This window comes from Actinoalloteichus sp. GBA129-24, assembly GCF_001941645.1.
GTDB lineage: Bacteria > Actinomycetota > Actinomycetes > Mycobacteriales > Pseudonocardiaceae > Actinoalloteichus_A > Actinoalloteichus_A fjordicus.
The window spans coordinates 861,051-883,394 of record NZ_CP016077.1; the positions used below are offsets into that span (position 1 = coordinate 861,051).

General features: G+C 69.2%; 21 protein-coding genes. 14 read left to right on the forward strand and 7 right to left on the reverse strand.

The window, feature by feature from the left end:
* Positions 1 to 380: 380 nt before the first annotated feature.
* Positions 381 to 662, forward strand: coding sequence for a hypothetical protein (locus tag UA75_RS04060; RefSeq protein ID WP_075739013.1), 282 nt, complete (start codon positions 381 to 383; stop codon positions 660 to 662).
* A gap of 515 nt (positions 663 to 1,177) precedes the next feature.
* Entirely contained in the window at positions 1,178 to 1,348 is a 171-nt protein-coding gene (locus UA75_RS32520; protein ID WP_157433979.1) for a hypothetical protein, read from the forward strand.
* Between the two features lie 456 nt (positions 1,349 to 1,804).
* Here the strand turns inward: UA75_RS32520 and UA75_RS04065 are convergent, their stop codons facing one another.
* Both UA75_RS04065 and UA75_RS04070 read right to left on the reverse strand, forming a co-directional pair.
* On the reverse strand, positions 1,805 to 2,674 hold the full coding sequence (locus UA75_RS04065; RefSeq protein ID WP_075739015.1) for an SMP-30/gluconolactonase/LRE family protein: 870 nt from the start codon (positions 2,672 to 2,674) through the stop codon (positions 1,805 to 1,807).
* Positions 2,675 to 2,986: 312 nt separating this feature from the next.
* On the reverse strand, positions 2,987 to 3,247 hold the full coding sequence (locus UA75_RS04070; protein WP_157433980.1) for a hypothetical protein: 261 nt from the start codon (positions 3,245 to 3,247) through the stop codon (positions 2,987 to 2,989).
* A gap of 181 nt (positions 3,248 to 3,428) precedes the next feature.
* On the opposite strand from UA75_RS04070, the gene ilvA reads away from it, so the two are divergent.
* From ilvA to UA75_RS04090, 4 genes are all read left to right on the forward strand, one after another.
* Entirely contained in the window at positions 3,429 to 4,631 is a 1,203-nt protein-coding gene (gene ilvA / locus UA75_RS04075; protein WP_075743372.1) for a threonine ammonia-lyase, read from the forward strand.
* Positions 4,632 to 4,836: 205 nt separating this feature from the next.
* Positions 4,837 to 5,136 carry a WXG100 family type VII secretion target gene (locus UA75_RS04080; RefSeq protein WP_075739019.1) on the forward strand — a complete coding sequence of 100 codons (300 nt, stop codon included), beginning with the start codon at positions 4,837 to 4,839 and terminating at the stop codon, positions 5,134 to 5,136.
* An 84-nt stretch (positions 5,137 to 5,220) separates the two neighbouring features.
* Positions 5,221 to 6,786 carry an alpha/beta hydrolase gene (locus tag UA75_RS04085; RefSeq protein ID WP_075739021.1) on the forward strand — a complete coding sequence of 522 codons (1,566 nt, stop codon included), beginning with the start codon at positions 5,221 to 5,223 and terminating at the stop codon, positions 6,784 to 6,786.
* 112 nt (positions 6,787 to 6,898) lie between these two features.
* Positions 6,899 to 7,306, forward strand: a complete 408-nt coding sequence (locus tag UA75_RS04090) for a hypothetical protein (protein ID WP_083683913.1) — start codon at positions 6,899 to 6,901, stop codon at positions 7,304 to 7,306.
* A 100-nt stretch (positions 7,307 to 7,406) separates the two neighbouring features.
* On the opposite strand, the gene hppD is transcribed toward UA75_RS04090, so the two are convergent.
* The gene (hppD, locus tag UA75_RS04095) at positions 7,407 to 8,603 is read right to left on the reverse strand and encodes a 4-hydroxyphenylpyruvate dioxygenase (protein WP_075743374.1); all 1,197 of its coding nucleotides are present in this window, start codon (positions 8,601 to 8,603) and stop codon (positions 7,407 to 7,409) included.
* 158 nt (positions 8,604 to 8,761) lie between these two features.
* Between hppD and UA75_RS04100 the strand changes: the two genes are divergently transcribed.
* Positions 8,762 to 9,262, forward strand: coding sequence for an Lrp/AsnC family transcriptional regulator (locus UA75_RS04100; protein WP_075743375.1), 501 nt, complete (start codon positions 8,762 to 8,764; stop codon positions 9,260 to 9,262).
* Positions 9,263 to 9,527: 265 nt separating this feature from the next.
* Here the strand turns inward: UA75_RS04100 and greA are convergent, their stop codons facing one another.
* Both greA and UA75_RS04110 read right to left on the reverse strand, forming a co-directional pair.
* Positions 9,528 to 10,016 carry a transcription elongation factor GreA gene (gene greA / locus UA75_RS04105; RefSeq protein WP_198042915.1) on the reverse strand — a complete coding sequence of 163 codons (489 nt, stop codon included), beginning with the start codon at positions 10,014 to 10,016 and terminating at the stop codon, positions 9,528 to 9,530.
* A gap of 177 nt (positions 10,017 to 10,193) precedes the next feature.
* Complete coding sequence (locus UA75_RS04110) at positions 10,194 to 10,673, reverse strand: DUF4307 domain-containing protein (RefSeq protein WP_232251157.1); 480 nt, start codon at positions 10,671 to 10,673, stop codon at positions 10,194 to 10,196.
* A gap of 144 nt (positions 10,674 to 10,817) precedes the next feature.
* Here UA75_RS04110 and mca point away from each other — a divergent pair, with 144 nt between their 5' ends.
* The 5 genes from mca to UA75_RS04135 all read left to right on the forward strand — a co-directional run bounded on the left by mca (position 10,818) and on the right by UA75_RS04135 (position 16,773).
* Positions 10,818 to 11,699, forward strand: a complete 882-nt coding sequence (mca, locus tag UA75_RS04115; protein ID WP_075739023.1) for a mycothiol conjugate amidase Mca — start codon at positions 10,818 to 10,820, stop codon at positions 11,697 to 11,699.
* The gene (locus UA75_RS33690; RefSeq protein WP_198044295.1) at positions 11,696 to 12,046 is read left to right on the forward strand and encodes a hypothetical protein; all 351 of its coding nucleotides are present in this window, start codon (positions 11,696 to 11,698) and stop codon (positions 12,044 to 12,046) included. Before mca ends, UA75_RS33690 begins: the two co-directional genes overlap by 4 nt.
* A gap of 175 nt (positions 12,047 to 12,221) precedes the next feature.
* Positions 12,222 to 13,679, forward strand: coding sequence for a 3' terminal RNA ribose 2'-O-methyltransferase Hen1 (locus tag UA75_RS04125; protein WP_075743378.1), 1,458 nt, complete (start codon positions 12,222 to 12,224; stop codon positions 13,677 to 13,679).
* Positions 13,676 to 16,261, forward strand: a complete 2,586-nt coding sequence (locus UA75_RS04130; protein ID WP_075739025.1) for a polynucleotide kinase-phosphatase — start codon at positions 13,676 to 13,678, stop codon at positions 16,259 to 16,261. The genes UA75_RS04125 and UA75_RS04130 overlap by 4 nt, the downstream gene beginning before the upstream one ends.
* 53 nt (positions 16,262 to 16,314) lie before the next feature.
* Positions 16,315 to 16,773, forward strand: coding sequence for a hypothetical protein (locus UA75_RS04135; RefSeq protein WP_075739027.1), 459 nt, complete (start codon positions 16,315 to 16,317; stop codon positions 16,771 to 16,773).
* A 426-nt stretch (positions 16,774 to 17,199) separates the two neighbouring features.
* Here the strand turns inward: UA75_RS04135 and UA75_RS04145 are convergent, their stop codons facing one another.
* Together UA75_RS04145 and UA75_RS04150 are read right to left on the reverse strand one after the other, a co-directional pair.
* Positions 17,200 to 18,078: a spermidine synthase gene (locus UA75_RS04145; protein WP_075739031.1), complete on the reverse strand. Its 879-nt coding sequence runs from the start codon at positions 18,076 to 18,078 to the stop codon at positions 17,200 to 17,202.
* A 279-nt stretch (positions 18,079 to 18,357) separates the two neighbouring features.
* Positions 18,358 to 19,215, reverse strand: a complete 858-nt coding sequence (locus UA75_RS04150; RefSeq protein ID WP_075739033.1) for an LLM class flavin-dependent oxidoreductase — start codon at positions 19,213 to 19,215, stop codon at positions 18,358 to 18,360.
* Between the two features lie 491 nt (positions 19,216 to 19,706).
* Here UA75_RS04150 and UA75_RS04155 point away from each other — a divergent pair, with 491 nt between their 5' ends.
* Positions 19,707 to 20,084 (forward strand): winged helix-turn-helix transcriptional regulator, encoded by a 378-nt coding sequence (locus UA75_RS04155; RefSeq protein ID WP_198042916.1) that lies wholly within the window; start codon positions 19,707 to 19,709, stop codon positions 20,082 to 20,084.
* Positions 20,085 to 20,260: 176 nt separating this feature from the next.
* Positions 20,261 to 22,339, forward strand: a complete 2,079-nt coding sequence (locus tag UA75_RS04160) for a thioredoxin domain-containing protein (RefSeq protein WP_075739035.1) — start codon at positions 20,261 to 20,263, stop codon at positions 22,337 to 22,339.
* The last annotated feature ends 5 nt before the right edge of the window (positions 22,340 to 22,344 follow it).

Consider the following 22,344-nt stretch of genomic DNA (forward strand, 5'->3'; position numbering starts at 1 on the left):
CTGCACGGAGCACCGGTTCGCCTGGATGAGTGCGACGGCACGTTCTCGATCCCTCGCAGGCGGGTACGGAGACGTTTCACCGTGCGTGGGACTGGGCACCGTGTCCCGGGACATCGGATCAGGCGGTGATCTCCTTTCTTGCCTAGGCAGATGCCCGGCACGCTGGGTGAGGTGGCGAAGGATTACGAAATCCACAACGAGGCGAGGGACTCGATCCCTGGGAACGTCTTCGGGTCGGCGCCGTGCACGGCGATGTCGTTCTCCTCCCACCATCGGCCGAGACCCGCACTGCGCTCGTCAGGAACCTCGCCTAAGGGTGCGCGCGCTGAGTGCGAGGGGAGGTGCGGATATGGGGAATTCGTGGCCGAGACGCACTAGAGGTGCGCTGGCACACCGCCGCCGAGGATCTGCCCGATGAGTGGGAGGACATCACCGGCAGCCCGGACGCGCTCCTCGGGCTGCTCCGGGAGACCCCGCAGGGCTCCGCTGGCCCGTGTCCGAGCACTGGCCACGGCGTCGAGTGGACGGGGACGGCTGCGCTTGATGCGGTCGTAGGCGCCGAGGGTGCGATCGGCCCCGCGCGCGGCACTGACGGCCGCTATGAAGCTCCGCTCAGGGGTGTCACGATCGACCGCCCGGCCGGCCTCGACACGCTGGCCTGACCGAACGCACCGACCACGGCGGGCACACCAGCAGCCCAAGCACGTACACGGCTCTGGTCCATACCGAGACTCCGAATGGAGCAGTTTCATTCCTGACTTCGGTGGACACCTGATCACCACGCATATCGCAGGAGGGGAGGTGTTCGACCACATGACCGACTCTCAGACCAGGTCGCACTTCGCGACGGCATCGGTGCGATCAGCCACCGCTACTGCTCCGGCCCCGGACGGCTCGCTGACCTCGACCGTCGATACCGGCCAGGGACGTCAGTCCCCTGGGCCTGCGGCTGTCCTGTCGCCTCCACTCGCAGAGACACCCTCGGGCGCCGCCACCCGGATCAACCCGCTTACCCAGCCCGACCGCAGTGGACTTCTCCAAGCCGAGCGTCGGCTGTCGACAGTGGTGAGTAGGGGAGTCGGGGACCCGAAGCCGAGTCCCAGACCGTGAACCCGCCTAGCGGGGTCGCCCAACACCGGAGATCAGTTCTCGACGGAGAAGTTCTAGGAGAAGAGCAATGTCTCAGAAGTACACGGTCTCTACCGTCGCCCTCATCCTCCTCGTCATCATCGGAGTGTTCATGGCATTGGAGGTCTTCTCGACCGAAGTCGGTTCCCTCTCGATCGGAGTCGTCGGTTGCGGGGCGGCATTGGCCTTTTTCATGATCAACAGAAAGCAGACGGAGTGATCGGATCTAGGTGGTTCTGAGAGGTCGCCCTCGGCGGATTGCGGCCGTTCGTCACGGGGCCGATCCTCGATTGCGGAGTCCCGCGAGCCTGCCTGCCTGGAGGCAGGCAGGACTCCCGTCGCCGTCGCTGTTCGGGAGATCGAGCGCCGGTCGTCGCAGGCTGATCGGTCCCGGGGCCGCTCTTCGGACGCGCAGTGATGCTGGTGACTTCGTTGAGCGACGGGAGACTGTTCCTCGAAGATGCCTACGCACGCGGCGTACTGCGTCAGGTGGGTGCCGTCTACCAGTTCCGGCCCGCCCGACTTCGAGATCACCTCGCCCGTCAGTATCGAGCCCGAACCGGCCGTGCGGCGGTATGAGGCGACGCAGGTCGGCGGTATGGGGATAGTCGATCCCCGTGACACCGCAGGATGATCGGCGACTTCCGGCGAGCCGCCGACCACGACATCCTCGGTGTCACTCCCGCCCGGTGAGCCCCGCGAACGGCAGCACCGGCACGCCCGATACCCCCGGTGTCACCGCGAACAACGCGCCCGCGTCGGTCTCCGGATCGCTCAAGCCGTCGCGAGACGTGGTGATGTACAGGGTGTCCAGGGCGTCCCCGCCGAACGCACACGCGGTGACCTGCCGCACCGGCAGCTCCACGACCTCCTCCAACGTCCCGTTCGTCGAGTAGCAGTGCACCGCCGAACCGCCCCACAGCGCCACCCACAGCCTGCCGTCGGCGTCGATCGCCATGCCGTCGGGCGAGCCGTGCTCGGAGTCGATCTCGATCAACGGCCGGCGATTCAGGAACTCGCCCGCGCCTGAGTCGAAGTCGAAGGCGTCGACCCGGCCGGTGGGGGTGTCGATGTAGTAGACGGTCTCGCCGTCCAGGCTCCAGTTCAGGCCGTTGGAGATCGTCACCGGCTCCAGCACCACCGAGACCGAGCCGTCGGGGTCCAGCCGGAACAGCCTGCCCCGGTCCGGCGTCGCGCCGTAGGCCATCGACCCGACGTAGAACCGGCCCTGCGGATCGCAGCCGCCCTCGTTCATCCGCACCGACGGGTCCGACCACACCTCGGGCAGCCGCTCCGGGCGGTCCGAGCCGGGCGGGATCAGCGCGAAGCCGCGTTCGACGGCGACCACCAGCCCGCCGTCCCGGACCGGCCGCACCACCGCGGCGACCTCGCCCACCTCGGTCCTGTGGACCTCGTCGAAACTCGGATCACTGGTCAGCACCCCGCCCGCGAGCATGTCCACCCAGTGCAGGACGCCACGCTGGGGATTCCACACCGGGCCCTCGCCGTGATGGGCAAGGGGGCCGGTGACCGTCGTCGCCTTCATCTGTCCTCGTCCTCACTCATCGACTCTCCACGATTCGGTCGGTGACCGACGACGGTGTCCGCCGAGATCACCTCCCCGCACTGTAGAGCCTGGCTGCGGCTCCTCGGCGGTGGGCGAGACCAGCGGTGATGCGTCGACGAGCCGGGCACGAGACGGCTGCGTCAAGGTCGGCGAGGGGCGGCCGAAGCGCCTCCGGGAGCCGTGCGCGGGACTCGACAGAGGTGATCCAGCGGGAAGGACGCCGGGCGGGCGGCCGCGACTCGGCGGGGGAGACGCCCAGCCAGCGCTGTCAGTGCGCAGGCGATGCGGCGATCAGCGGTGCAGGTCGGCGGGGACCTTCGGCGTGTCCCGATCGGTTCGCTCCGCGCGATTGCGCAGCCGAGGGGAGGTGGGCAGCTCCTCGGCGGTCAGGCAGGAGTCGACCAGCTCCGTCACGCCGTTGCGCTCCTCATAGCGCGGGGACGGATCGCAGTCGATCCTGGAGACGGTGAAGAACGCCGCGCCCGTCAGCGCCGTGGCGGCGAGCACGCTCATCACCAGGGAGGACACTCCGGCTTGTCTCGCCCCGAACACCGCCGTCCCTCTCCTCGTCGCAGCCAGATCCACTCCGATGGCGGATCACTCTTCCGAAGCGTACTCGTGACTATTCATCGCTTCCCACCATCGGGTGATGTATGGCAGTCGACTCCGACGACGGGTGATTCGCGTCCTGCTCGCCCCCGATGTCCCGGATCGCCTGGCAGGATGGCCGGCCATGGAGCTGGTCAGCGTCGATCGGATCAAGGCCGCCCGAAGCCTGTTGGCCGGGGTGGTTCGCGAGACTCCTCTGCGACCCTCGCGGGCGTTGGGGGATCGGTGTGACACCGAGGTGCATCTCAAGTGCGAGAACCTCCAGCGCACCGGCTCGTTCAAGATCCGAGGCGCCTATCACCGCATCCACAACCTGTCGCCGGAGCAACGGGCGCGCGGCGTGGTGGCCGCGAGCGCAGGCAACCACGCGCAAGGCGTCGCCCTGGCGGCCTCGCTGCTCGACATCCCCTGCACGGTCTTCATGCCGGAACAGGCCTCCCTGCCCAAGATGTCGGCCACGAAGGCCTACGGCGCCGAAGTGCGGCTGGTCGGGGCGGTGCTGGAGGAGAGCCTGGCGGCGGCGACCGAGCACGCGCGGCGGACCGGGGCCGAGCTGATCCACCCCTTCGATCATGAGGACGTCGTCGCCGGGCAGGGCACCGTGGGGCTGGAGATCCTCGAACAACTGCCCGACGTGCGGACCATCGTGGTCGCCGCAGGCGGCGGCGGGCTGGTGGCGGGCATCGCCGCCGCCGTGAAGCCGCAGCGACCGGACGTGCGGATCATCGCGGCACAGGCGGCGAACGCGGCGGCCTGGCCCGCCTCGCTGGCCGCCGGGGCGCCCGTCCGGCTGGCCGAGATGCAGACGATGGCGGACGGCATCGCCGTCGGCGAGCCCGGCGTGGTCACCTTCCGCCATGTCGCCGAACTCGTCGACGACGTGATCACCGTCAGCGAGGAGTCGCTGTCTCGGGCGCTGCTGCTCTGCCTCGAGCGGGCGAAGATGCTCGTCGAACCTGCGGGGGCCGCGGGCGTGGCGGCGATGCTCGATCACCCCGGCCGCTTCGAGGGGCCGGTGGCCGTGGTCCTTTCCGGCGGCAACATCGATCCGTTGCTGCTCCTGCACGTCATCCAGCACGGCATGACCGCAGGCGGCCGGTATCTCGCACTGAAGGTGCGCATCCCCGACCGGCCCGGCTCGCTGGCGGCCCTGCTCACCGAGGTCGGCGCCCTCGGCGCCAACGTGATCGACGTGGAGCACTCCCGAATCTCCGGGGCGCTGGCCCTTGGCGAGGTCGACGTGGCACTGAACCTGGAGACGCGGGGTCCCGATCACCGACGCGAGGTCGTCCAGCGTCTCGGGGCCGGGCACACGATCCTGCTCTGACGCCGCACTGTCCCTGCCAGCGACTCGTCGTCGAATCGTGCTCGCCTGTTGATGCGATCGGGTGGCGACTCTCCTCCCCGCTGCTCTGCCAGATGGTGGAATTCGCACCCTCCTCGCCGGTGATTGCGCCGAAGCAATACTGCGGGAGTCACGACGTTGCTACCTTGCGTGTCGGTCGAGGCGGTCTATCGCGGGGAGGCGGGACGTGTCCGAAGGCTTCGATGTCGATCCCGAGGCGTTACGCGGCACCGGGGACGGACTGATCGCCCTGGCGGATGACATCGGCGCGTCGGTCGGCGAACTCAGCGGCGAGTCCGCCGCCCTGGGCGGCCTCAACCAGGGATTCGAGGCCAGCACCACGCTGATCGATGCCGAATCACAGTGGCAGGCGGCGGTCGAGACCCTCGGCGCGCGCACTGCGGCGGGCGGCGGCCTGCTCAAGGAGAACGCCGACGAGTACTCGCGACTCGATGAGGAAGCGCGCATCTCGTTCGTGCTGGAGTGACCACAGGTCTGGGGGACGATCGGCCGGGATGGTGGGTCCCGGCCTGGGCAGGCCTGCGCAGTCGGGCCACAGGGGAGAGAGTGGATGGTCTCGTTCGGAGACTTGCGCCGTGCGGAGCCGGGCCGTTTCGAGAAGGCGGCCGAGAACTGGTCGGATCACGCCGACCGGTTGAGCCACCACGCGGATGATCTCGCCGCGAAGGTCGTGGAGCTGGACGGGTGGCACGGGGAGGCGGCCGACGCCGCCCGCGCCCACTTCGGCCGACTGCACGAACAGTTCACCGAGGCCGCCGACACGATGGCGCAGATCCCGCCGATCCTGCTGGACCTGACGGATCAGACCACGACGGCTCGGGATCAGCTGTTGGATGTGGTGCGTCGCGCGCAGGAGGTCAGCCTCACCGTCTACGAGGACGGGCGGATCAGTGCCCCGTCACAAGGCCCTGGGCATCAAGGAGATTTCGACGACGCGGTCGCCGTTCGCGACGAACTGGTCATGTTGCTCGATACGGCCCTGCGGGACGTGTCCGAGGCCGACCAGACCGCCGCTGCCGCGCTCGCAGAACTGCTGCCTGAGATGGTCGGCCTGACCGCCCAGGCAATCGGAGCTGAAGGTCAGGTGCCGCGCGACTCCATTCCAGGGCCGAACACCGACCCAGCAGACGTCAAGGACTGGTGGGATTCGTTGAGTCCTGCCCAACAGGAGTCGTTGATCTACGCTGACAGTGATCTGGTCGGCGGCCTGGACGGCGTCCCCGCGGAGGTGCGAGATCGGGCGAATCGACTGCTGCTCGAGGAACAGCGAGCGGAGCTGGAGGACCGCCGGGAGCAGCTGGAGGCGATGACTGACCGGGGGCCTCGCAGCCAGCGGGAGCTAGATGACATCAACGAAACGCTCGCCGCCTTGGAGGACATCAGAACGCGGCTGGAGGTGCCCGAATCGGAATCTGCAGTACCGGCGTTCCTGATGAAAATCGACATCGAAGGGAACGGTCGGGCCATTGTCGCCGCTGGAAATCCAGATGAAGCGGATAATGTCGTGACTTCGGTTCCTGGAATGACAACGGATCTAACGTCCGTTCGGATGCAGATGGAGAGGTCGGATGTGGTGCAGATGACGGCATCGATGGAGGACCGTGCGGCGGCCACCTCGGTGATCACCTGGATCGGATACGACGCTCCGAAAAATGTTGATGCGATGGAATCAGATAGTGCGAGGAATGCGACGGCTGCCCTAATTTCATTTCAGGAAGGGCTCCGTGCTACGCATCATGGCGAGCCGTCCAATAATACAGTGATGGGCCATAGTTATGGCTCAGTGGTCATCGGGCACACTGCCTCTAGTGGTGGGATAGCTGCTGACAACCTGATCTTCGCGGGCAGCCCTGGCGTGGGTGTGGACCACGTCAGCGAGTTGGGAATTCCTGCGGAGAACGTGCACGCCACAATGGCAGACGATGATTTTATCGGTTCCATCGAGGCCTTCGTGCACGGGAGGAGCCCTGCTGATGAGGCGTTCGGTGGGCAGGTGTTCGAATCTCCGACGCAGGGCGAGTGGTCCCCGTTAGGGACTCTCGACGCACATTCTGCATATTGGGACCCAGAATCGGATTCTTTGGAGCGGATGGGGAGGATCGTTGTCGGCCAGTAATCTAAAGAGGAAGCTGGCTCGAGGGAAAATCATCCTGGTTGCATTGGGTGTTCTTGTGGTCATTGTGTCCGGGTTCTTGATTTTCAGAAAAGAGGTAGGTCCGGTGCCTACTATGACTGGAGTAGAAGCGGCGGAACGTGCGGAACGTCACATTCAGCGCGCCGTGGCCGCGCTGCCGGAGCTGCGTCTTACGCAGATTGGATCTCCGATGTCTGTCGAGTGTCAGGACCCTACTGATCGCGGCCCGCTGGGCCGCAGTCAGTTCACCACGCGGTACTTTCTCGATGAACTCCCTCGGGAGGACAACGACTCAAACGTAGAGGCGGTGTACCAGCACTGGATTGAAAATGGCTATCAGGTGCTGGTGGATGATCGCCCCGACCGCATCTTCATCTCGGTGCAGCACGAGGATGATGCCTTCCGTATGTCGATCAGGGCGAGCGTGCAGGGCGATCTGTCCCTCGGCGCCTCGTCCCCCTGCATCTGGCCGAACGGAACGCCGGAGCCAGCGGCGCCGTAGCCGAGTCTCCGCGACACCGCGAATCCCCGCAGACGCGGGCCCGGAACCGGTGATCACCACCCGCGTCCCAGACCCGCGCCCCTAGCCGAGCCGTCGAACCTCAGAGATTCCCCCGCCGGTCCTGCTCCCGCTCGATGGCCTCGAAGAGGGCCTTGAAGTTGCCCTTGCCGAAGCCGAGCGAACCGTGCCGTTCGATCAGCTCGTAGAACACGGTCGGCCGGTCGCCCACTGGCTTGGTGAAGATCTGCAACAGGTAGCCGTCCTCGTCGCGGTCGACCAGGATGCGTCGCCGCTTCAGCTCCTCGATCGGCACCCGGACCTCGCCGATCCGCGCGCGCAGCTCGGGGTCGTCGTAGTAGGAGTCGGGTGTGTCCAGGAACTCCACGCCCGCCGCGCGCATCCGGTCCGCCGTGTCTAGGATGTCGCCGGTCGCCAGCGCGATGTGCTGGCAGCCCGCACCCTGATAGAACTCGAGATACTCGTCGATCTGGGACTTCTTCTGCGCCACTGCGGGCTCGTTGAGCGGGAACTTCACGCGATGATTGCCGTTGGACACGACCTTGCTCATCAGCGCGGAGTACTCCGTGGCGATGTCGTCGCCGACGAACTCCGCCATGTTCACGAAGCCGAGCACCCGGTTGTAGAACGACACCCACTCGTCCATCCGACCCAGCTCGACGTTGCCCACACAATGGTCCACGGCCTGGAACAGGCGCTTCGGCGCATCCGGCGGCCGCTGGAGCGTGCCCTGCCTGGCCACGAACCCCGGCAGGTACGGGCCGGTGTAGCGGGAGCGGTCGACGAGGGTGTGCCGCGTCTGTCCGTAGGTGGCGATGGCGGCCGTGCGGATCGTTCCGTGCTCGTCGCTGGAGTCCTGCGGTTCGACCAGCACCGTCGCGCCCTGCCGCCGGGCGTGGGCGATGCACTTGTCGACATCGGTGACCTCCAGCGCGAGGTCCACGACGCCGTCGCCGTGCTCGCGGTGGTGATCGAACAGCGGGCTGTCGGGGGCCACGCCGCCGCGCAGCACGAAGCGCGCCGAACCTGACTTGAGGACGTACGCCTTGTGATCACGATTGCCCGTCTCGGGCCCGGAGTAGGCGACGAGTTCCATGCCGAAGGCCACTTGATAGAACAACGCGCTCTGGGTCGCGTTGCCGACGACGAACACCACGGCGTCCATCGCCTTCACGGGGAACGGGTCGCGGCTCTCGTCGTAGTCCACGAGTCCGACGAGCTGCCGAAGCTGGTCGAAACTCACGTCGTCGATGCTCTGCTGATCCAGGATCTCGGTCACGGGGTCCTCCGTCACGGCCGTCGAATCCGATCTGCGGTACAGCCAGCATGGGATCGCGATCGCAGTCTGAGCAATAGCGGTGGATCCTGCTATACAGATTGCTCAGCTCCACCCGGATCGGCTCACTCGGTTCGAGCAATCTGCCCAGATGGGACGTCATGAGTCGCAGCGGAGAAGACGACGCACTCGACGCGCTCGACGCACGCCTGCTGCTGTTGTTGATCGACGAGCCACGCCTCGGCGTGCTGGAGTGCGCCCGACGGCTCTCGGTCGCGCGGGGCACCGTGCAGGCCAGGCTGGAGCGGCTCACCCGACGCGGCGTGTTGACGGGCTTCCCGCCGCGCATCGACCTCGCCGCGATGGGTTATGGGTTGACGGCTTTCGCGATCCTGGAGATCTCCCAGGGCAGGCGGGGCGAGGTCGCCGAGCGGCTGACCGAGCTCGACGAGGTCTGCGAGGTCCACGCCACCACCGGACAGGGTGACCTGCTGGTGCGCATCGTCGCGCGCTCCAACGAGGACCTCCAACGGGTGATCGACGAGATGGTGGACGTCGAGTGGGTCCAGCGCACTTCGACGTCGATCGCGCTGTCCACGCCGGTCGCGCCGCGCGTCCGGCCGCTGCTGGAACGCCTGGTCCGCGACGCCGCGAAGGACTGAGGGACCATCGGCGCCGGGCGCCGGGCGGCGGGTCTCGCGGTGCGCGGACGGCATCACAGCCGAGGCCCCGAACCGCATCGACGCAGATGCGGGCCGATGAGGTCGCTGTCGTCTCGGCTGCGGAACGCGCGGTTCGAGTCGATGCCGCGTCGAGCCGAATTCAGCCGGCCCGGGCCCGCCCGCCGCAGTCGCCCACCCCGCTTCTCAGATCAACGGGGCCGCATCCCGAGAAGGGATACGGCCCCGAGGGATCGTCTGATGGTGGTCAGCCTGCGTAGGGCACCGCCTTGACCAGGGTGACCTTCATCGTGCCGCCGTTGGGCAGCTCGTACTCCCTGGTCTCGCCCTCCTTCGCGTCCAGCAGGGCCTGACCGAGGGGCGACGACGGCGAGTAGACCTCGAGGTTGCCCTCCCCGCCCTCCTCACGCGTCGCGAGCAGGAAGGTCTCGGTGTCCTCGTCGTCCTCGTAGCGGACGGTGAGGATCATGCCGGGCTGCGCCACGCCGGACTCGGTCGGCGTCTCGCCGACCTTGGCCACTCGCAGCAGCTCCTGGAGCTGCCGGATGCGCGCCTCAAGCTGACCCTGCTCCTCGCGGGCGGCGTGGTAACCGCCGTTCTCCTTGAGGTCGCCCTCCTCGCGAGCGGCGTTGATCTTCTCCGAGATGACCGGGCGGCTCGCGATCAGGTCGTCAAGCTCCTGCTTGAGCCTGTCGAAGGAATCCTGGGTAAGCCAGGTCACCTGGGTGTCGCTCACGGTCACCACTCCTCGTTCTGTCCCGAACAGGCGCCAGCCCGTCCGCAGTCATCCGGACTCCCGGCCGGATACGGAAAAACACGGCCCACCAGGGGACCGTGCTGTGCTTCGAGGCTAGCACGCCAAAAGAGGCCCGTCGCTCGTTTTCCTGCGTCGGGCCGGGCCGTGAGCTGCGGTTCACCCGCTTGGCCGCATCCCCCCTCCAGGTGGAGTCAGCGCAGTGTCGATCAGGTATTCCGGCACGTCATACGAACAGCCGAACACCTCGCCGATGACCGGCGGCTGCGATGTGCGGAGCGTCGTGGTGTAGATCATCGAGCCCTCGGCGGGCGGGATGTAGACCTCGCGTCTGCCTACCTCGTCGCCGTTCTCCGCGCGGCTCTCCAGGACGCACACGGCGGGTCGGGATGGCTCGTCCCGAACCACCTCGAAGCTGAGATCGAGCGCGTCGTCCGAGGTGATGTCGAAGGCGATCTGCTCCGCCCGAATCGGCGGACTCCCGTAGTTGCGGTACGCCACGACGGAGGCCACCAGGCCGATGCCCGCCGCGACGATGAGCGATCCGATCAACACCCATCGTGACGGCCTGCGGGTGGGGGTGCCGTAACGGCCCGCTGGCCGCTGGCGCAGCGTCGTCGACGGCGGGGTGTCGTTCACGGCCTATGCATACCTCAAGTGCGGATCGTCAGAGACGGCGGGAACAATGGCATCGTTGCTCGCGTTGACGAGTATCCCCGGACCGCCCTGGGAGGCTGCTCGCCGGGGGGCGGTTACACCTGCAGGAGGGACGACGGTCGCACCATGGCTGAGAAGCTGCGATTGATGACGGTGCATGCTCACCCGGATGACGAATCGAGTAAAGGCGCAGCAACCCTGGTGCGTTATGTCGCCGAGGGTCACGACGTGATGGTCGTCACCTGTACCGGTGGCGAGGCGGGCAGCATCCTCAACCCGGCCATGGACCGTCCGGAGATCGCCGAGAACATCACGGCGGTGCGTCGCCAGGAGATGGCGGCGGCGGCAGAGATCCTCGGCGTCCAGCATCGGTGGCTCGGCTTCGTCGACTCGGGGCTTCCCGAGGGCGACCCGCTGCCCCCGCTGCCCGAGGGCTGCTTCGCGCTGGTCGACCTCGACGTGTCCACCGAGGAACTGGTCCGCGTCGTCCGCGAGTTCCGGCCGCACGTCATGGTGACCTATGACGAGAACGGCGGCTACCCGCACCCGGACCACATCCGCTGCCATGAGGTGTCGATGGCCGCGTTCGACGCGGCGGGCGACCCGGAGCGCTTCCCGTCGGCGGGCGAGCCGTGGCAGCCCAAGAAGCTCTACTACTCGCACGGGTTCTCCCGCGCGAAGATGACGACGTTCCACGAGGAGCTGATCGCGCGCGGCATCGAGTCGCCCTACGGCGAGTGGCTTGCGAACTGGGACGCGTCGCGGCCCGACGTGATGGAGCGGGTCACGACGCGGGTGCGGTGCGAAGAACACTTCGAGGCCCGCGACGCCGCCCTTATCGCCCATGCCACGCAGATCGACCCGAACAGCAGGTGGTTCGCCGTGCCGCTGGACGTCCAACGCGAGGTGTGGCCCACCGAGGAGTACGAACTCGTGCGGTCCCTCGTCGACGCGACCCTGCCGGAGGACGACCTGTTCGCAGGCGTGCACGAGAAGGTGACGGTGTGATCGCCGGCGCGGACGCGCTGGCGTGGTCGGCGCTGGCCTTCGGCGTCGACGACCCCGGCGGGCAAGGTGAGGACTTCGGCAAGTCGTCGCCGGTCGGGCTCGTCCTGATGGTGCTCTTCTTCATCGCGGTCGGGTTCCTGGTGCGGTCGATGACCAGGCATCTGCGCAAGCTGCCCGCCAGCTTCGACACTCCAGAAGGCGGCGCGGACGCCGACTCGGCCGCGGAGCCGGGCTCGGCCTCGGCGGCCGGGAGCGACGGCTCGGGCGAGTCCGCTCGGGTCGGCACGTCGACCGACGGCGCGAGCGGCGCCACGCGAGGCGCTGCCGGGAGCCGCGACTCCGGGTGATCGCACACCACCGCCACCGCCGGTTCCCCGCCCAGGGATTCGGCGTGGCGGGTGGGTACGACCGCGGGTGAAGCGGATCGCCGTCCTGAGCAGGCGCTCGGCCCTGTCCTCCCGGTGGAACGGCCGGACGGTAAACCGCCTGCGAACGAGCGTCCTGCTGGGGGAGGATGGCGCGGTGCTGCTCACCGTGACCACGACTCACCAGCCTGCGACGGACCTCGGCTTCCTGCTGCACAAACATCCGGACCGGGTGCAGAGCTTCTCGGTGTCCGCGGGCTCGGCCCACGTCTTCTATCCACGGGCCGACGAGGCGGGTTGCACGGCCGCGCTGCTGCTGGAGGTCGACCCGATCGCGCTGGCCCGGCGGGCGGGCCGGAGCGGACGTCAGGGCGCCGGGCTGGACTCCTACGTCAACGACCGGCCCTACGCCGCGTCCTCGATGCTCGCGGTCGCCCTGGGTTCGGTCTTCGGCACCGCGATGCGGGGCCGCTGCGAGGCACGACCCGAGCTGGCCGAGAGCGTGCTGCCCCTGGAGATCGAGGTTCCCGCCGCGCCCGTCCGGGGCGATGCGGGCCTGCCGCACCGGCTGTTCGCCCCGTTGGGCTGGCAGGTGGACAGCTCGACGCCGCCGCTGGACGAGCGCCTGCCTGCCTGGGGCGACGCGCCCTACGCCCGGCTGCGCCTGACCGGTTCGATGCGGCTCTGCGACGCACTCAACCAGCTCTACGTGCTGCTGCCGGTGCTCGACGCGGGCAAGCACTACTGGGTGGCCGAGCAGGAGGTCGACAAGCTGCTGCGTGCCGGGTCGGGCTGGCTGGCCGGACATCCCGAGCGCGAGCTGATCACCGCTCGATACCTGGCGCATCGCGGCGACTACGTGGCCTCGGCCCTGGGCAGGCTCGCCGACGAGGTTCCGGAGGACGAGGAGCCGGACCCGGTCGCCGACGTGCTCGCGCACCGCACGGCCCGGCGTGGCGAACACGCGCGGCAGCGGCGGCTCGCGGCGGTGACCGCGCTGCGCGCGGCCGGGGCCGCCCGCGTGCTCGATCTCGGCTGCGGCAACGGGGAGCTGGTGGCCGACCTGCTGGCCGACCCCGGCTTCACCGCGGTCACCGGCGTCGACGTGTCGATGCGCTCGCTGCGGATCGCCGAACGACGAATCGGCGTCGACCGGCTTCCGGAGTCTCGGCGTGCTCGGCTGACCCTGCGCCAGTCGGCGCTGACCTACCTGGACGACGATCTCGTCGGCTACGACGGCGCGGCGTTGATCGAGGTCGTCGAGCATGTCGACCCCGCTCGGCTGCCCGCCCTCGAACGGGCCGTGTTCGGCCATGCCCGGCCGAGCACCGTCGTGGTGACCACCCCGAACGTGGAGTACAACGTGCTGTTCGACTCCCTGACACCGGCGGGATTCCGCCATGCCGATCACCGATTCGAGTGGACCAGGGCCGAGTTCGCGAGCTGGGCACGGCAGGTCTGCCATCGACACGGCTACCGCGTTCGCTTCGACGGGGTCGGGGCGACTCATCCGGATCTCGGGCCGCTCACCCAGCTCGCCGTGTTCAGCAGACAGGACGATCGGGGGCCCGTGGCCTCCGCGCGGTCCTCGGCGAAGGAAGGGGTGTCGGCATGAGCACGTTCGCCGTGCCGCAGACCGCTCTCGTGGTGCTGATCGGCGCCACCGGCTCCGGCAAGTCCACCTTCGCGCGTACGCATTTCCGACCGTCGCAGGTCCTGGCCAGCGACGCCTTCCGCGCCCTGGTCGGCGACGACGAGAACGACCAGTCGGTGACGGTCCCCGCCTTCGAGGCCCTGCACCACGTGGCGGGTGCCCGGCTCGCTCTCGGGCGGCTCACCGTGATCGACGCGACGAACGTGCAGCGACAGGCGAGGGCGAGCCTGGTGCGTCTGGCCAAGGAGCACGACGTGCTGCCGGTCGCCATCGTGCTGGACCTGCCCGAGGGCGTCTGCGTCCGGCGCAACGCCGAACGCGCGGATCGCGACTTCGGCGCGGACGTGGTGCGTCGGTACCGAGCCGAGCTGCGGCGGTCGATCAAGGGACTGGCCAAGGAGGGCTTCCGCCGGGTCCACGTGCTGCGCAGCCCCGAGGAGGTCGCCGACGCCGAGATCGTCCTGGAACCGCTGCGCAACGACCTGCGGGGCGAGACCGGCCCGTTCGACGTGATCGGCGACGTGCACGGCTGCCGGGCCGAGCTGGAGGCCCTGCTCGGCGACCTCGGCTACCGGCTTCGTCGCGACGCCGAGGGCCGGGCGGTGGGAGCCGAGCACCCGGCAGGGCGGCGGGTGGTGTTCGTCGGCGACCTCGTCGATCGGGGTCCGGACACTCCCGGCGTCCTGCGACTGGCGATGGGCATGGTCTCCGACGGCACGGCCCTGTGTGTCTCGGGCAATCACGAGGCGAAACTGCTGAGAGCCCTGCAGGGCCGGAAGGTCTCGATCGGTCACGGCCTTGGCGAGTCGCTGGCCCAGCTCGCGGCGGAGCCGCCGGAGTTCACCCGGCGTGTGCAGGGCTTCTGCGACTCGCTGCTCGCGCACTACGTGCTCGACGAGGGCAGGCTCGTGGTGGCGCACGCGGGACTCCCGGAGCGCTATCACGGGCGGGCCTCCGGGCGGGTCAGGAGCTTCGCGCTGTTCGGGGACACCACCGGCGAAACCGACGAGTACGGGCTGCCCGTCCGGTATCCGTGGGCGAACGACTATCGCGGGTCCGCGATGGTGCTCTACGGGCACACGCCCATCCCGCAGGCGGAATGGGTGAACAACACGCTCTGCCTGGATACCGGCTGTGTGTTCGGCGGCAGGCTCACCGCGCTGCGCTATCCGGAGCGCGAGCTGGTCTCGGTGCCCGCCCAGCAGGTCTGGTACGAACCTGCCCGCCCGCTGTCCTCGCCCGCGCCCGCCGCCGAGGCAGGCGCGGACACCATGCCTGTCAGGGTCGAGCCCGACGTCCTGCGGATCGAGGACGTCGCGGGCAGGCGGACCGTGCAGACCGCGCACCACGGGCGGGTGACCGTTCGCGAGGAGCAGTCGGCGGCCGCGCTGGAGGTGATCAGCCGGTTCTCCCTCGACCCGAGGTGGCTGGCCTATCTGCCGCCCACGATGGCCCCCTCGCCGACCTCGGCACGTCCCGACCTGCTGGAACACCCGGACGAGGCCTTCGCGGCCTATCGCGGGGCCGGGGTGCGCCGGGTGGTCTGCGAGGAGAAGCACATGGGCTCCCGTGCGGTGGTCCTGGTGTGTCGGGACGCCGAGACGGCGCGGCTCAGGTTCGGCATGAGCGACGAGAAGCAGGCGGAGATCGCGGGCGCGGTCTACACCAGGACGGGCCGGTCCTTCTTCGGCGTGGCGGACACCCGACGGCTGCTCGACCGGGTTCGGCGAGCCTGCGAGACGGCAGGGCTCTGGGCCGAGCAGGCAGGCGGGTGGCTGCTGTTCGACGTCGAGCTGCTGCCCTGGAACGCCAAGGCGGACGAGCTCATCCGGGAGAACTTCGCCGCCGTCGGCGCCGCCGCAGAGCTTGCCCTGCCCGCCGCCGTCGCGAGCCTCTCCGCTGCGGCGTCGCGAGGCGCCGACGTGGCGGAACTCCTGGCTCGCACCACGCGACGTGCCTCCGATGCTGCCGCGTTCCGCGAGGCCTACCGCCGCTACTGCGCGCCGATGTCGGGGCTTGACGACGTCCGCCTGGCGCCGTTTGAGCTCCTGGCGGCCGAGGGCTCGACCTTCGAGGACCGGCCGCATGACTGGCACCTGGCCGTCGCGGATCGGCTGGTGGCGGCCGCGCCTGCGACCTTCCGCACGACCCGCCGCGTCGAGGTCGATCTCGACGATCCCGCCGCCGTGGAGTCGGCGGTCGCCTGGTGGACGGACCTGACCGCCGAGGGCGGCGAGGGGATGGTGGTCAAGCCCGCCGACAACCTCACCAGGGCGAAGGATCGCCTGGTGCAGCCGGGCCTGAAGGTGCGTGGCAGGGAGTATCTGCGGATCGTCTACGGCCCCGACTACCTCCAGCCCGCCAACCTGACCCGGCTCAAGGACCGGAAGCTGGACACCAAGCGATCGCTGGCCCTGCGGGAGTACGCGCTGGGGCTGGAAGGCCTGGCGCGGCTCGTCGCGGGGGAGCCGCTGTGGCGGGTGCACGAGTGCGCCTTCGCGGTGCTGGCGCTGGAGTCCGATCCGGTCGATCCGAGGCTGTGAGCGGGGCGGAGAGGCGACTTGCGCCTACTTCCGAAATAGTTCAGAATTGCGGTATGGCCTCTGACGTGCACTGGAGTGAGTTGCAGCGTGATCCCAAGGGCGTGGCCAAGCTGACCGAGGAAGGCGACGTGCGGGTCCATAGACGAGACGGGCCCGATCTGCTGCTGACCCGAGAAGATCGGGCCAACAGCAGGGCGGAGGGTGCGCTCGATGCGGCCCGGCTGGTACGGGGCCTGCTGTCACAACTGGATGCCCCGAAGTTGGCGAGTGCGGCGGCTGTCGAGTTCCCTTGGGTGGACGTTCTTCCAGAGCATGCTCGCCGAGCCTTCGTCGAGGACCTTGCCAGGGCATTTCGGGTATCGGCCGAGGTCGGACGGTGGACGGTGGTCGCGCAGACGGTGCGGGAGTGGAAGGCAACCGCAGTCATCTACGCGGACCCGGAGCTGTCCGCTCAGTTGTCCGGTCCGTTGGACGGTGACTTCGGTCCGGTGCCGAATCCGATGGAGACGTGAGCAGTGTCAGGAAAGCGTGGTGATCGCGCAGCACCGCCTCGACGCCCGGAGGGGTGGCTTGTCCGGTTTGCCACCTCGGAAGCGGCGAAAGGGTGGGAGGAGTTGTGTCGAGATGCGCCGTCGAACACCTGGGAAGCCTGGGTCATCCTTTCAGAACGGCCGACGAATCCGGAGCGGCCTGAACGGCAGCATCGACTGCGTGGTGAGTTCTCGACCCGCGTCATCCGGGGCCGGGTATTTGACCAGTGGCAGTACGAGGCGACCTCGGGCGGTCGGGTCTGGTACTGCCCTGATCAGGCGCAGCGTGTCGTCTGGCTGACCCTGGCGGGAACGAGGCACCCGAAGATCACCGACTAGAGGCTTCGGCGGCCACGTCGTTCGGCGCGATTCGTGGTCTGGCTGGACCAGCCCGTTCCTCGGCACGGCTCACCGCCCGAACACCCCCGAGGGCGGCAGCGGTGAGGCCGTGGCGTCGGCGTCGCCGACGGGCGTCGCGGTGCCGATGAACTCGGCGAACGCCGCGCCCTCGAGCAGCCGGGCCGCCGTCGGGTCGCCCGCCGTTCGTCTGGTCAGCTCGGCCACCGGCAGCGGCGCGGCTGAGCCCACCAGCACCAGGTTCGAGAACCGCCTGCCCCGCAGCAGCCCCGGCTCGGCCATCAGCAGAGTCTCGGGAAAGACCGAGCGCAGGGTGGCCGCCTGCCTGCGGGCGAAGGACAGCGGCGGGCCGTCGGCCACATTGACCGCGTAGACGCCGCCGGGTCGCAGCAACCCGGCGGCAGCGGTGACGAACTCCGCCGAGGTCAGATGGGCAGGCGTGCGGGCCCCGGCGAAGACGTCCACGATCAGCAGATCCACCGAGTCCGGCCGCTGTCGGGACAGCCACTCCCGTGCGTCGGCGCCGCTGACTCTGATCCTCGCCCGCTTGTCCCACGGCAGCTCGGTGCGGACGAACTCGGTGAGGGCCTCGTCGTACTCCACCACTCGCTGTCGGGAGCCCGGTCGGGTGGCGGCGACATAGCGCGGCAGGGTGAGCGCCCCGCCGCCGAGATGGACGACGTCGAGCGCCGCGCCCGGCTGTCCGACCAGGTCGACCACGTGCCCGAGGCGTCGGACGTATTCGAAGAGCAGATAGCTCGGCTCGGCAAGGTCGACGTGGGACTGCGGGGTGCCATCGACCAGTAGTGTCCAGGCGTCGCGGCGATCCGAGTCCGGCCGCAGCACGGCCTCGCCGCCGGTCACCGTCGCGCTCCTGGCGTCGGCCGTCCACCGCGCCCGACCCCTGGCCGCCGCTCGTCCCGCGTTCATCCGCCCAGTGTGCGGCATCCGATCGGGTCGGCCTCGACGGTGCGGGCGCTCGAACTCCTCGGCGCGCGCAGGAACGGCGGATCTCCCGCCCACCGGACCTGCACACCGGTGCGGCCTCGCCGACGGCGAACCGCACCCGGGACGACGGCGGCAGACTGCCGGGTCGGCACCGTGCTGCCGGGGCGGCGCGCAGGCGGTTGCGGTGCTGATACCGGCTCCGGCCGGTGTGGTGGCCGCAGGCAGCCGTCACCGGCGGCCACCCTGCCTGGTTCCGGCGGCTTACCGGACGGCCTCGGCGAGTTTCTCGATCTCGTTCAGGTCCGGCACGGCTGGGTGGAAGATCAGCTCATCCGCCCCGATCGCGGAGAAGGACTCGATGGCGGCCTGGACGCCTGCCGCCCCATGGTGGACATTGCCCGCGATGAAGTCGGCGGTATCGCTCCCGACCGCCGAGTAATAGTCACGGACGTTGTCCTGCCCGGTGGCCAGGTCGTCGTGGGCGAAGTAGGCGATGGCCACGAGTCTCGGCGAGCCGTCGCGGCCTGCCTCCTTCCATGCCTGCCGCGCCGCGTCGAAGCTGGGTTCCACCATCGGGGCAGGCACCGAACCGGCGACGTATCCCTCGCCCCATTCGGCCATCCGCCGGTACGACGCGGGCGCCGATCCACCGAAGAGCAGCGGAACTGCGCGAGTGCCGGTGGGTACGGCCGAATTGGTGCCCCCGCCGACAGGCCTGCCGCTCCAGACGTCCTGGTAGACCGCGAGATCGCTGTCGATGCGCTTGCCGAGCCCCTTGGCGGGCAGTCCGTCGACGACGAAGTCATCGGGTCGGTTTCCGCCGATCCCGACGCCCAGTGTCAGCCGTCCGCCGGACAATCCGTCGATGCCCGCCAGCTCCTTGGCCAGCAGAACAGGCGGCGTGGTCGTGGCCAGCAGGACGGTGCTGGTTAAGCCGATGGTCTTGGTGACGGCGGCCGCAGCGGCCAGGGCGATGGTGTCCAGCACGGCCGGATAGGCGATTCGACCTATCGTGGCCAGCGCGGAGAAGCCGGCTCGCTCGGCTCGCGACGCCCATTCTGGAATTATCGTCGGGTTCACGTCGCGGATCTGATTGGGTATTCCGATGCCGATCTTCATGGTGTGCGTATTACCTTCCTGGGCGATTGAGATCCAAGGGGTCGAGTGTGCGGGCCGAACTCATGTCCCGGGCACGGTGCCGCCTTTCATGATTCCGTTTGTCGGATGACGTCCGTCATCGGGAATGTTCCGAGTGCCGGTCCAGGCCGGGGCCGAGCACTGCCGTCACCGGCGTGCGGTCGGTGTTGCGGAGCCTGCCCGGTGTGCGGGATGCGAGCAGGCCGCCTGCGAGGGCTGGTCCGCGTGCGCTCCGTCCACTCGGGAGAGATCGCTGCGTGGCGCATGTCACCGGGCCGGTCGGAGCCCGCAGCGGATCGTGGGACCGCCCGCCGATGCCTGCGGCGCGGAACGTCGAACTCACGGGAGTGTTCACGGGCACCGCAGCTGCCGACGAGGTTGCGTGATCATGCCGCGAGCATCCCTGCGCCCCGCCAACAGGGGCAAACAACCAGTAAGTCACTAATGTCTTGTAAGTTGGTAGGGTCTCGCGCGTGGTGACCAGAGAACCGCACCGGGGGCCCGCGTCGCAGGCAGGCTTCGATGCGGCCGACGAGGAGAAATGTCGGAGTTTCCTCGACGCGGTGGAACTCGTCGGCAAGAAGTGGACGGCAGTGATGCTGCTTGCCGGAGTTCAGGGCGCCCGCCGCTTCCGCGAATACCGCAACCATGTACCCGGCATCTCGGACCGGATGCTGGCGCAGCGATTCCGTGAACTCGAAGCCAACCGGCTCATCGAACGGACGGTGGTGCCGACGACTCCGGTGCTCGTCACCTACGTTCCGACTGAACGGGGCCGAGGGCTCCTCGCCGCGCTGCGGCCTCTCATGGAGTGGAGTCTGCTCGATCGTGACCGCTGCGATCATCGGTAAGCCGCTGTAGCGGGAAAGCGAGAACCTGTCCGCCGCGCCGTGCGGCGCCGTCGGTGACGCGCTCGACTTCGCGCGGCCGGGGCCGCCGGGCCTGCGCATGCGGGAGGACCAGGCGACCGGCACCGAGCGCGGCCCTTTCCCTGTCTTCCGCGCCGCAGGCTGCCAGAGTAGGGCTCATGGCGAACCGCTTGGCAGACGCGACGAGTCCCTACCTGCAACAGCACGCCGACAATCCGGTGGACTGGTATCCCTGGGGCGAGGAGGCGTTCGCGGAGGCGGTGCGGCGGGACGTGCCGGTGCTGCTCTCCGTCGGCTACGCGGCCTGTCACTGGTGTCATGTCATGGCGCACGAGTCCTTCGAGGACGAGGCGATCGCCGCCCTGCTGAACGAGAACTTCGTCAACATCAAGGTCGACCGCGAGGAACGGCCCGACGTCGACGCCGTCTACATGACCGCGACCCAGGCGATGACCGGCAGCGGCGGCTGGCCGATGACCTGCTTCCTCACCCCGGAGGGTGAGCCCTTCCACTGCGGCACCTACTACCCGCCGACCCCGCATCCCGGCATGCCGTCGTTCCCGCAGCTCATCGACGCGGTGGCGGCGGCCTGGCAGGAGCGGCGCGGGGAGGTCCGCGAGGCGGCGACGCGGATCGTGGCGGGCCTCGCCGAGCAGACCGCGCCGCTGCCCGCCGCGCCCGTGGACGAGACCACCCTCGTCGAGGCGGTGGCCACCCTGACGGCGGTCTTCGACCGTACTCGCGGCGGGTTCGGCGGGGCGCCGAAGTTCCCGCCGTCGATGGTGCTGGAGTTCCTGCTGCGTCATCACGAGCGCACCGACGACCCCGGCGCGCTCCACCTGGTCGAGCAGACCTGCGCGGCGATGGCCCGTGGCGGGTTGTACGACCAGCTCGCGGGCGGATTCGCCCGTTACAGCGTGGACGCGGGCTGGGTCGTGCCGCATTTCGAGAAGATGCTCTACGACAACGCCCTGCTGCTGCGGGTGTACGCCCATCTGGCTCGGCGAACCGGCTCGGCGCTGGCGGGCCGGGTCGCGGTGGAGACGGCGGAGTTCCTGCTGACCGAGCTGCGCACCGGCCAGGGCGGCTTCGCCTCGTCGTTGGACGCCGACACCGACGGCGTGGAGGGCCTCACCTATGTGTGGACCCCGGACGAGCTGATCGAGGTGCTCGGGGAGCAGGACGGTCGCTGGGCGGCGGAGTTGCTTGCGGTGACCCCCGAAGGCAGCTTCGAGCACGGCAGTTCGACCTTGCGACTCCTTGCCGACCCGGATTCCGTGCCTGCCGCAGGGCCTGCGGGGGATGCTCCCGCCGTGGCGGCGGCCGCCGAGTACGGCGGCGAGGCGCGGTGGCAGCGGATCAGGACCACGCTGCGGGCCGCCCGGGATCGCAGGCCCCAGCCTGCCAGGGACGACAAGGTCGTCACCGCATGGAACGGCTTGGCGATCACCGCTCTGGCGGAGGCGGGCGCTGCGCTGGATCGGCCGGACTGGGTGCGGGCCGCTGTCGAGGCCGCCGAACTGCTGCTGAACCTGCACCTGATCGACGGCAGGCTGCTACGCAGCTCTCGGGACGGGGCGGCGGGCAGCGCCAGGGGAGTGCTGGAGGATCACGGCTGCCTGGCCCAGGGGCTGCTGGCCCTGCATCAGGCCACCTCGGAGCCCCGCTGGCTGACCGAGGCCGAGACCCTGCTCGACGTGGCCTTGCAGCACTTCGCCGACCCGGAGATCGCTGGCCTGTTCCACGACACCGCCGACGATGCGGAAGCTCTGGTGCGCAGGCCCTCCGATCCGGGCGACAACGCGAGCCCGTCCGGTGCCTCCTCGCTGGCCGAGGCCCTGGTGACCGCCTCGGCGCTGACCGGCCCGGTCCGGTCGGGCGCCTACCGAGCCGCGGCGGAACAGGCGATGGCCAGAGCGGGCGTGCTGATCGCCAGGAGCCCCCGATTCGCCGGGCACTGGCTCACCGTCGCCGAGTCCCTGGTCGCGGGCCCGCTGCAGATCGCGGTGGCGCTGGCTCCGGCGGACGCCGAGGGAGAGGTCCTGTTGTCGATCGCCCGCTCGCTCGCCCCCGGCGGCACGGTGGTGGTGGCCGGACAGGGCGCGGACCCCGGCGTCCCGCTGCTTGCCGATCGCGCACCCATCGACGGCGCCTCGGCAGTGTTCCTGTGCCGGGGTTACGTCTGTGACCTGCCCATGACACGTCCCGCCGAACTCAGCGCCGCCCTCACCCGCTGACCGGG

Bases quoted from the DNA above. Each gene is read 5' to 3' on its own strand.
- UA75_RS32520 (WP_157433979.1), top strand. From the start codon at position 1,178: ATGTCTCAGAAGTACACGGTCTCTACCGTCGCCCTCATCCTCCTCGTC.
- UA75_RS04065 (WP_075739015.1), bottom strand. From the start codon at position 2,674: ATGAAGGCGACGACGGTCACCGGCCCCCTTGCCCATCACGGCGAGGGC.
- ilvA (WP_075743372.1), top strand. From the start codon at position 3,429: ATGGAGCTGGTCAGCGTCGATCGGATCAAGGCCGCCCGAAGCCTGTTG.
- UA75_RS04085 (WP_075739021.1), top strand. From the start codon at position 5,221: ATGGTCTCGTTCGGAGACTTGCGCCGTGCGGAGCCGGGCCGTTTCGAG.
- UA75_RS04090 (WP_083683913.1), top strand. From the start codon at position 6,899: ATGACTGGAGTAGAAGCGGCGGAACGTGCGGAACGTCACATTCAGCGC.
- UA75_RS04100 (WP_075743375.1), top strand. From the start codon at position 8,762: ATGAGTCGCAGCGGAGAAGACGACGCACTCGACGCGCTCGACGCACGC.
- mca (WP_075739023.1), top strand. From the start codon at position 10,818: ATGGCTGAGAAGCTGCGATTGATGACGGTGCATGCTCACCCGGATGAC.
- UA75_RS04130 (WP_075739025.1), top strand. From the start codon at position 13,676: ATGAGCACGTTCGCCGTGCCGCAGACCGCTCTCGTGGTGCTGATCGGC.
- UA75_RS04135 (WP_075739027.1), top strand. From the start codon at position 16,315: ATGGCCTCTGACGTGCACTGGAGTGAGTTGCAGCGTGATCCCAAGGGC.
- UA75_RS04145 (WP_075739031.1), bottom strand. From the start codon at position 18,078: ATGAACGCGGGACGAGCGGCGGCCAGGGGTCGGGCGCGGTGGACGGCC.
- UA75_RS04150 (WP_075739033.1), bottom strand. From the start codon at position 19,215: ATGAAGATCGGCATCGGAATACCCAATCAGATCCGCGACGTGAACCCG.
- UA75_RS04160 (WP_075739035.1), top strand. From the start codon at position 20,261: ATGGCGAACCGCTTGGCAGACGCGACGAGTCCCTACCTGCAACAGCAC.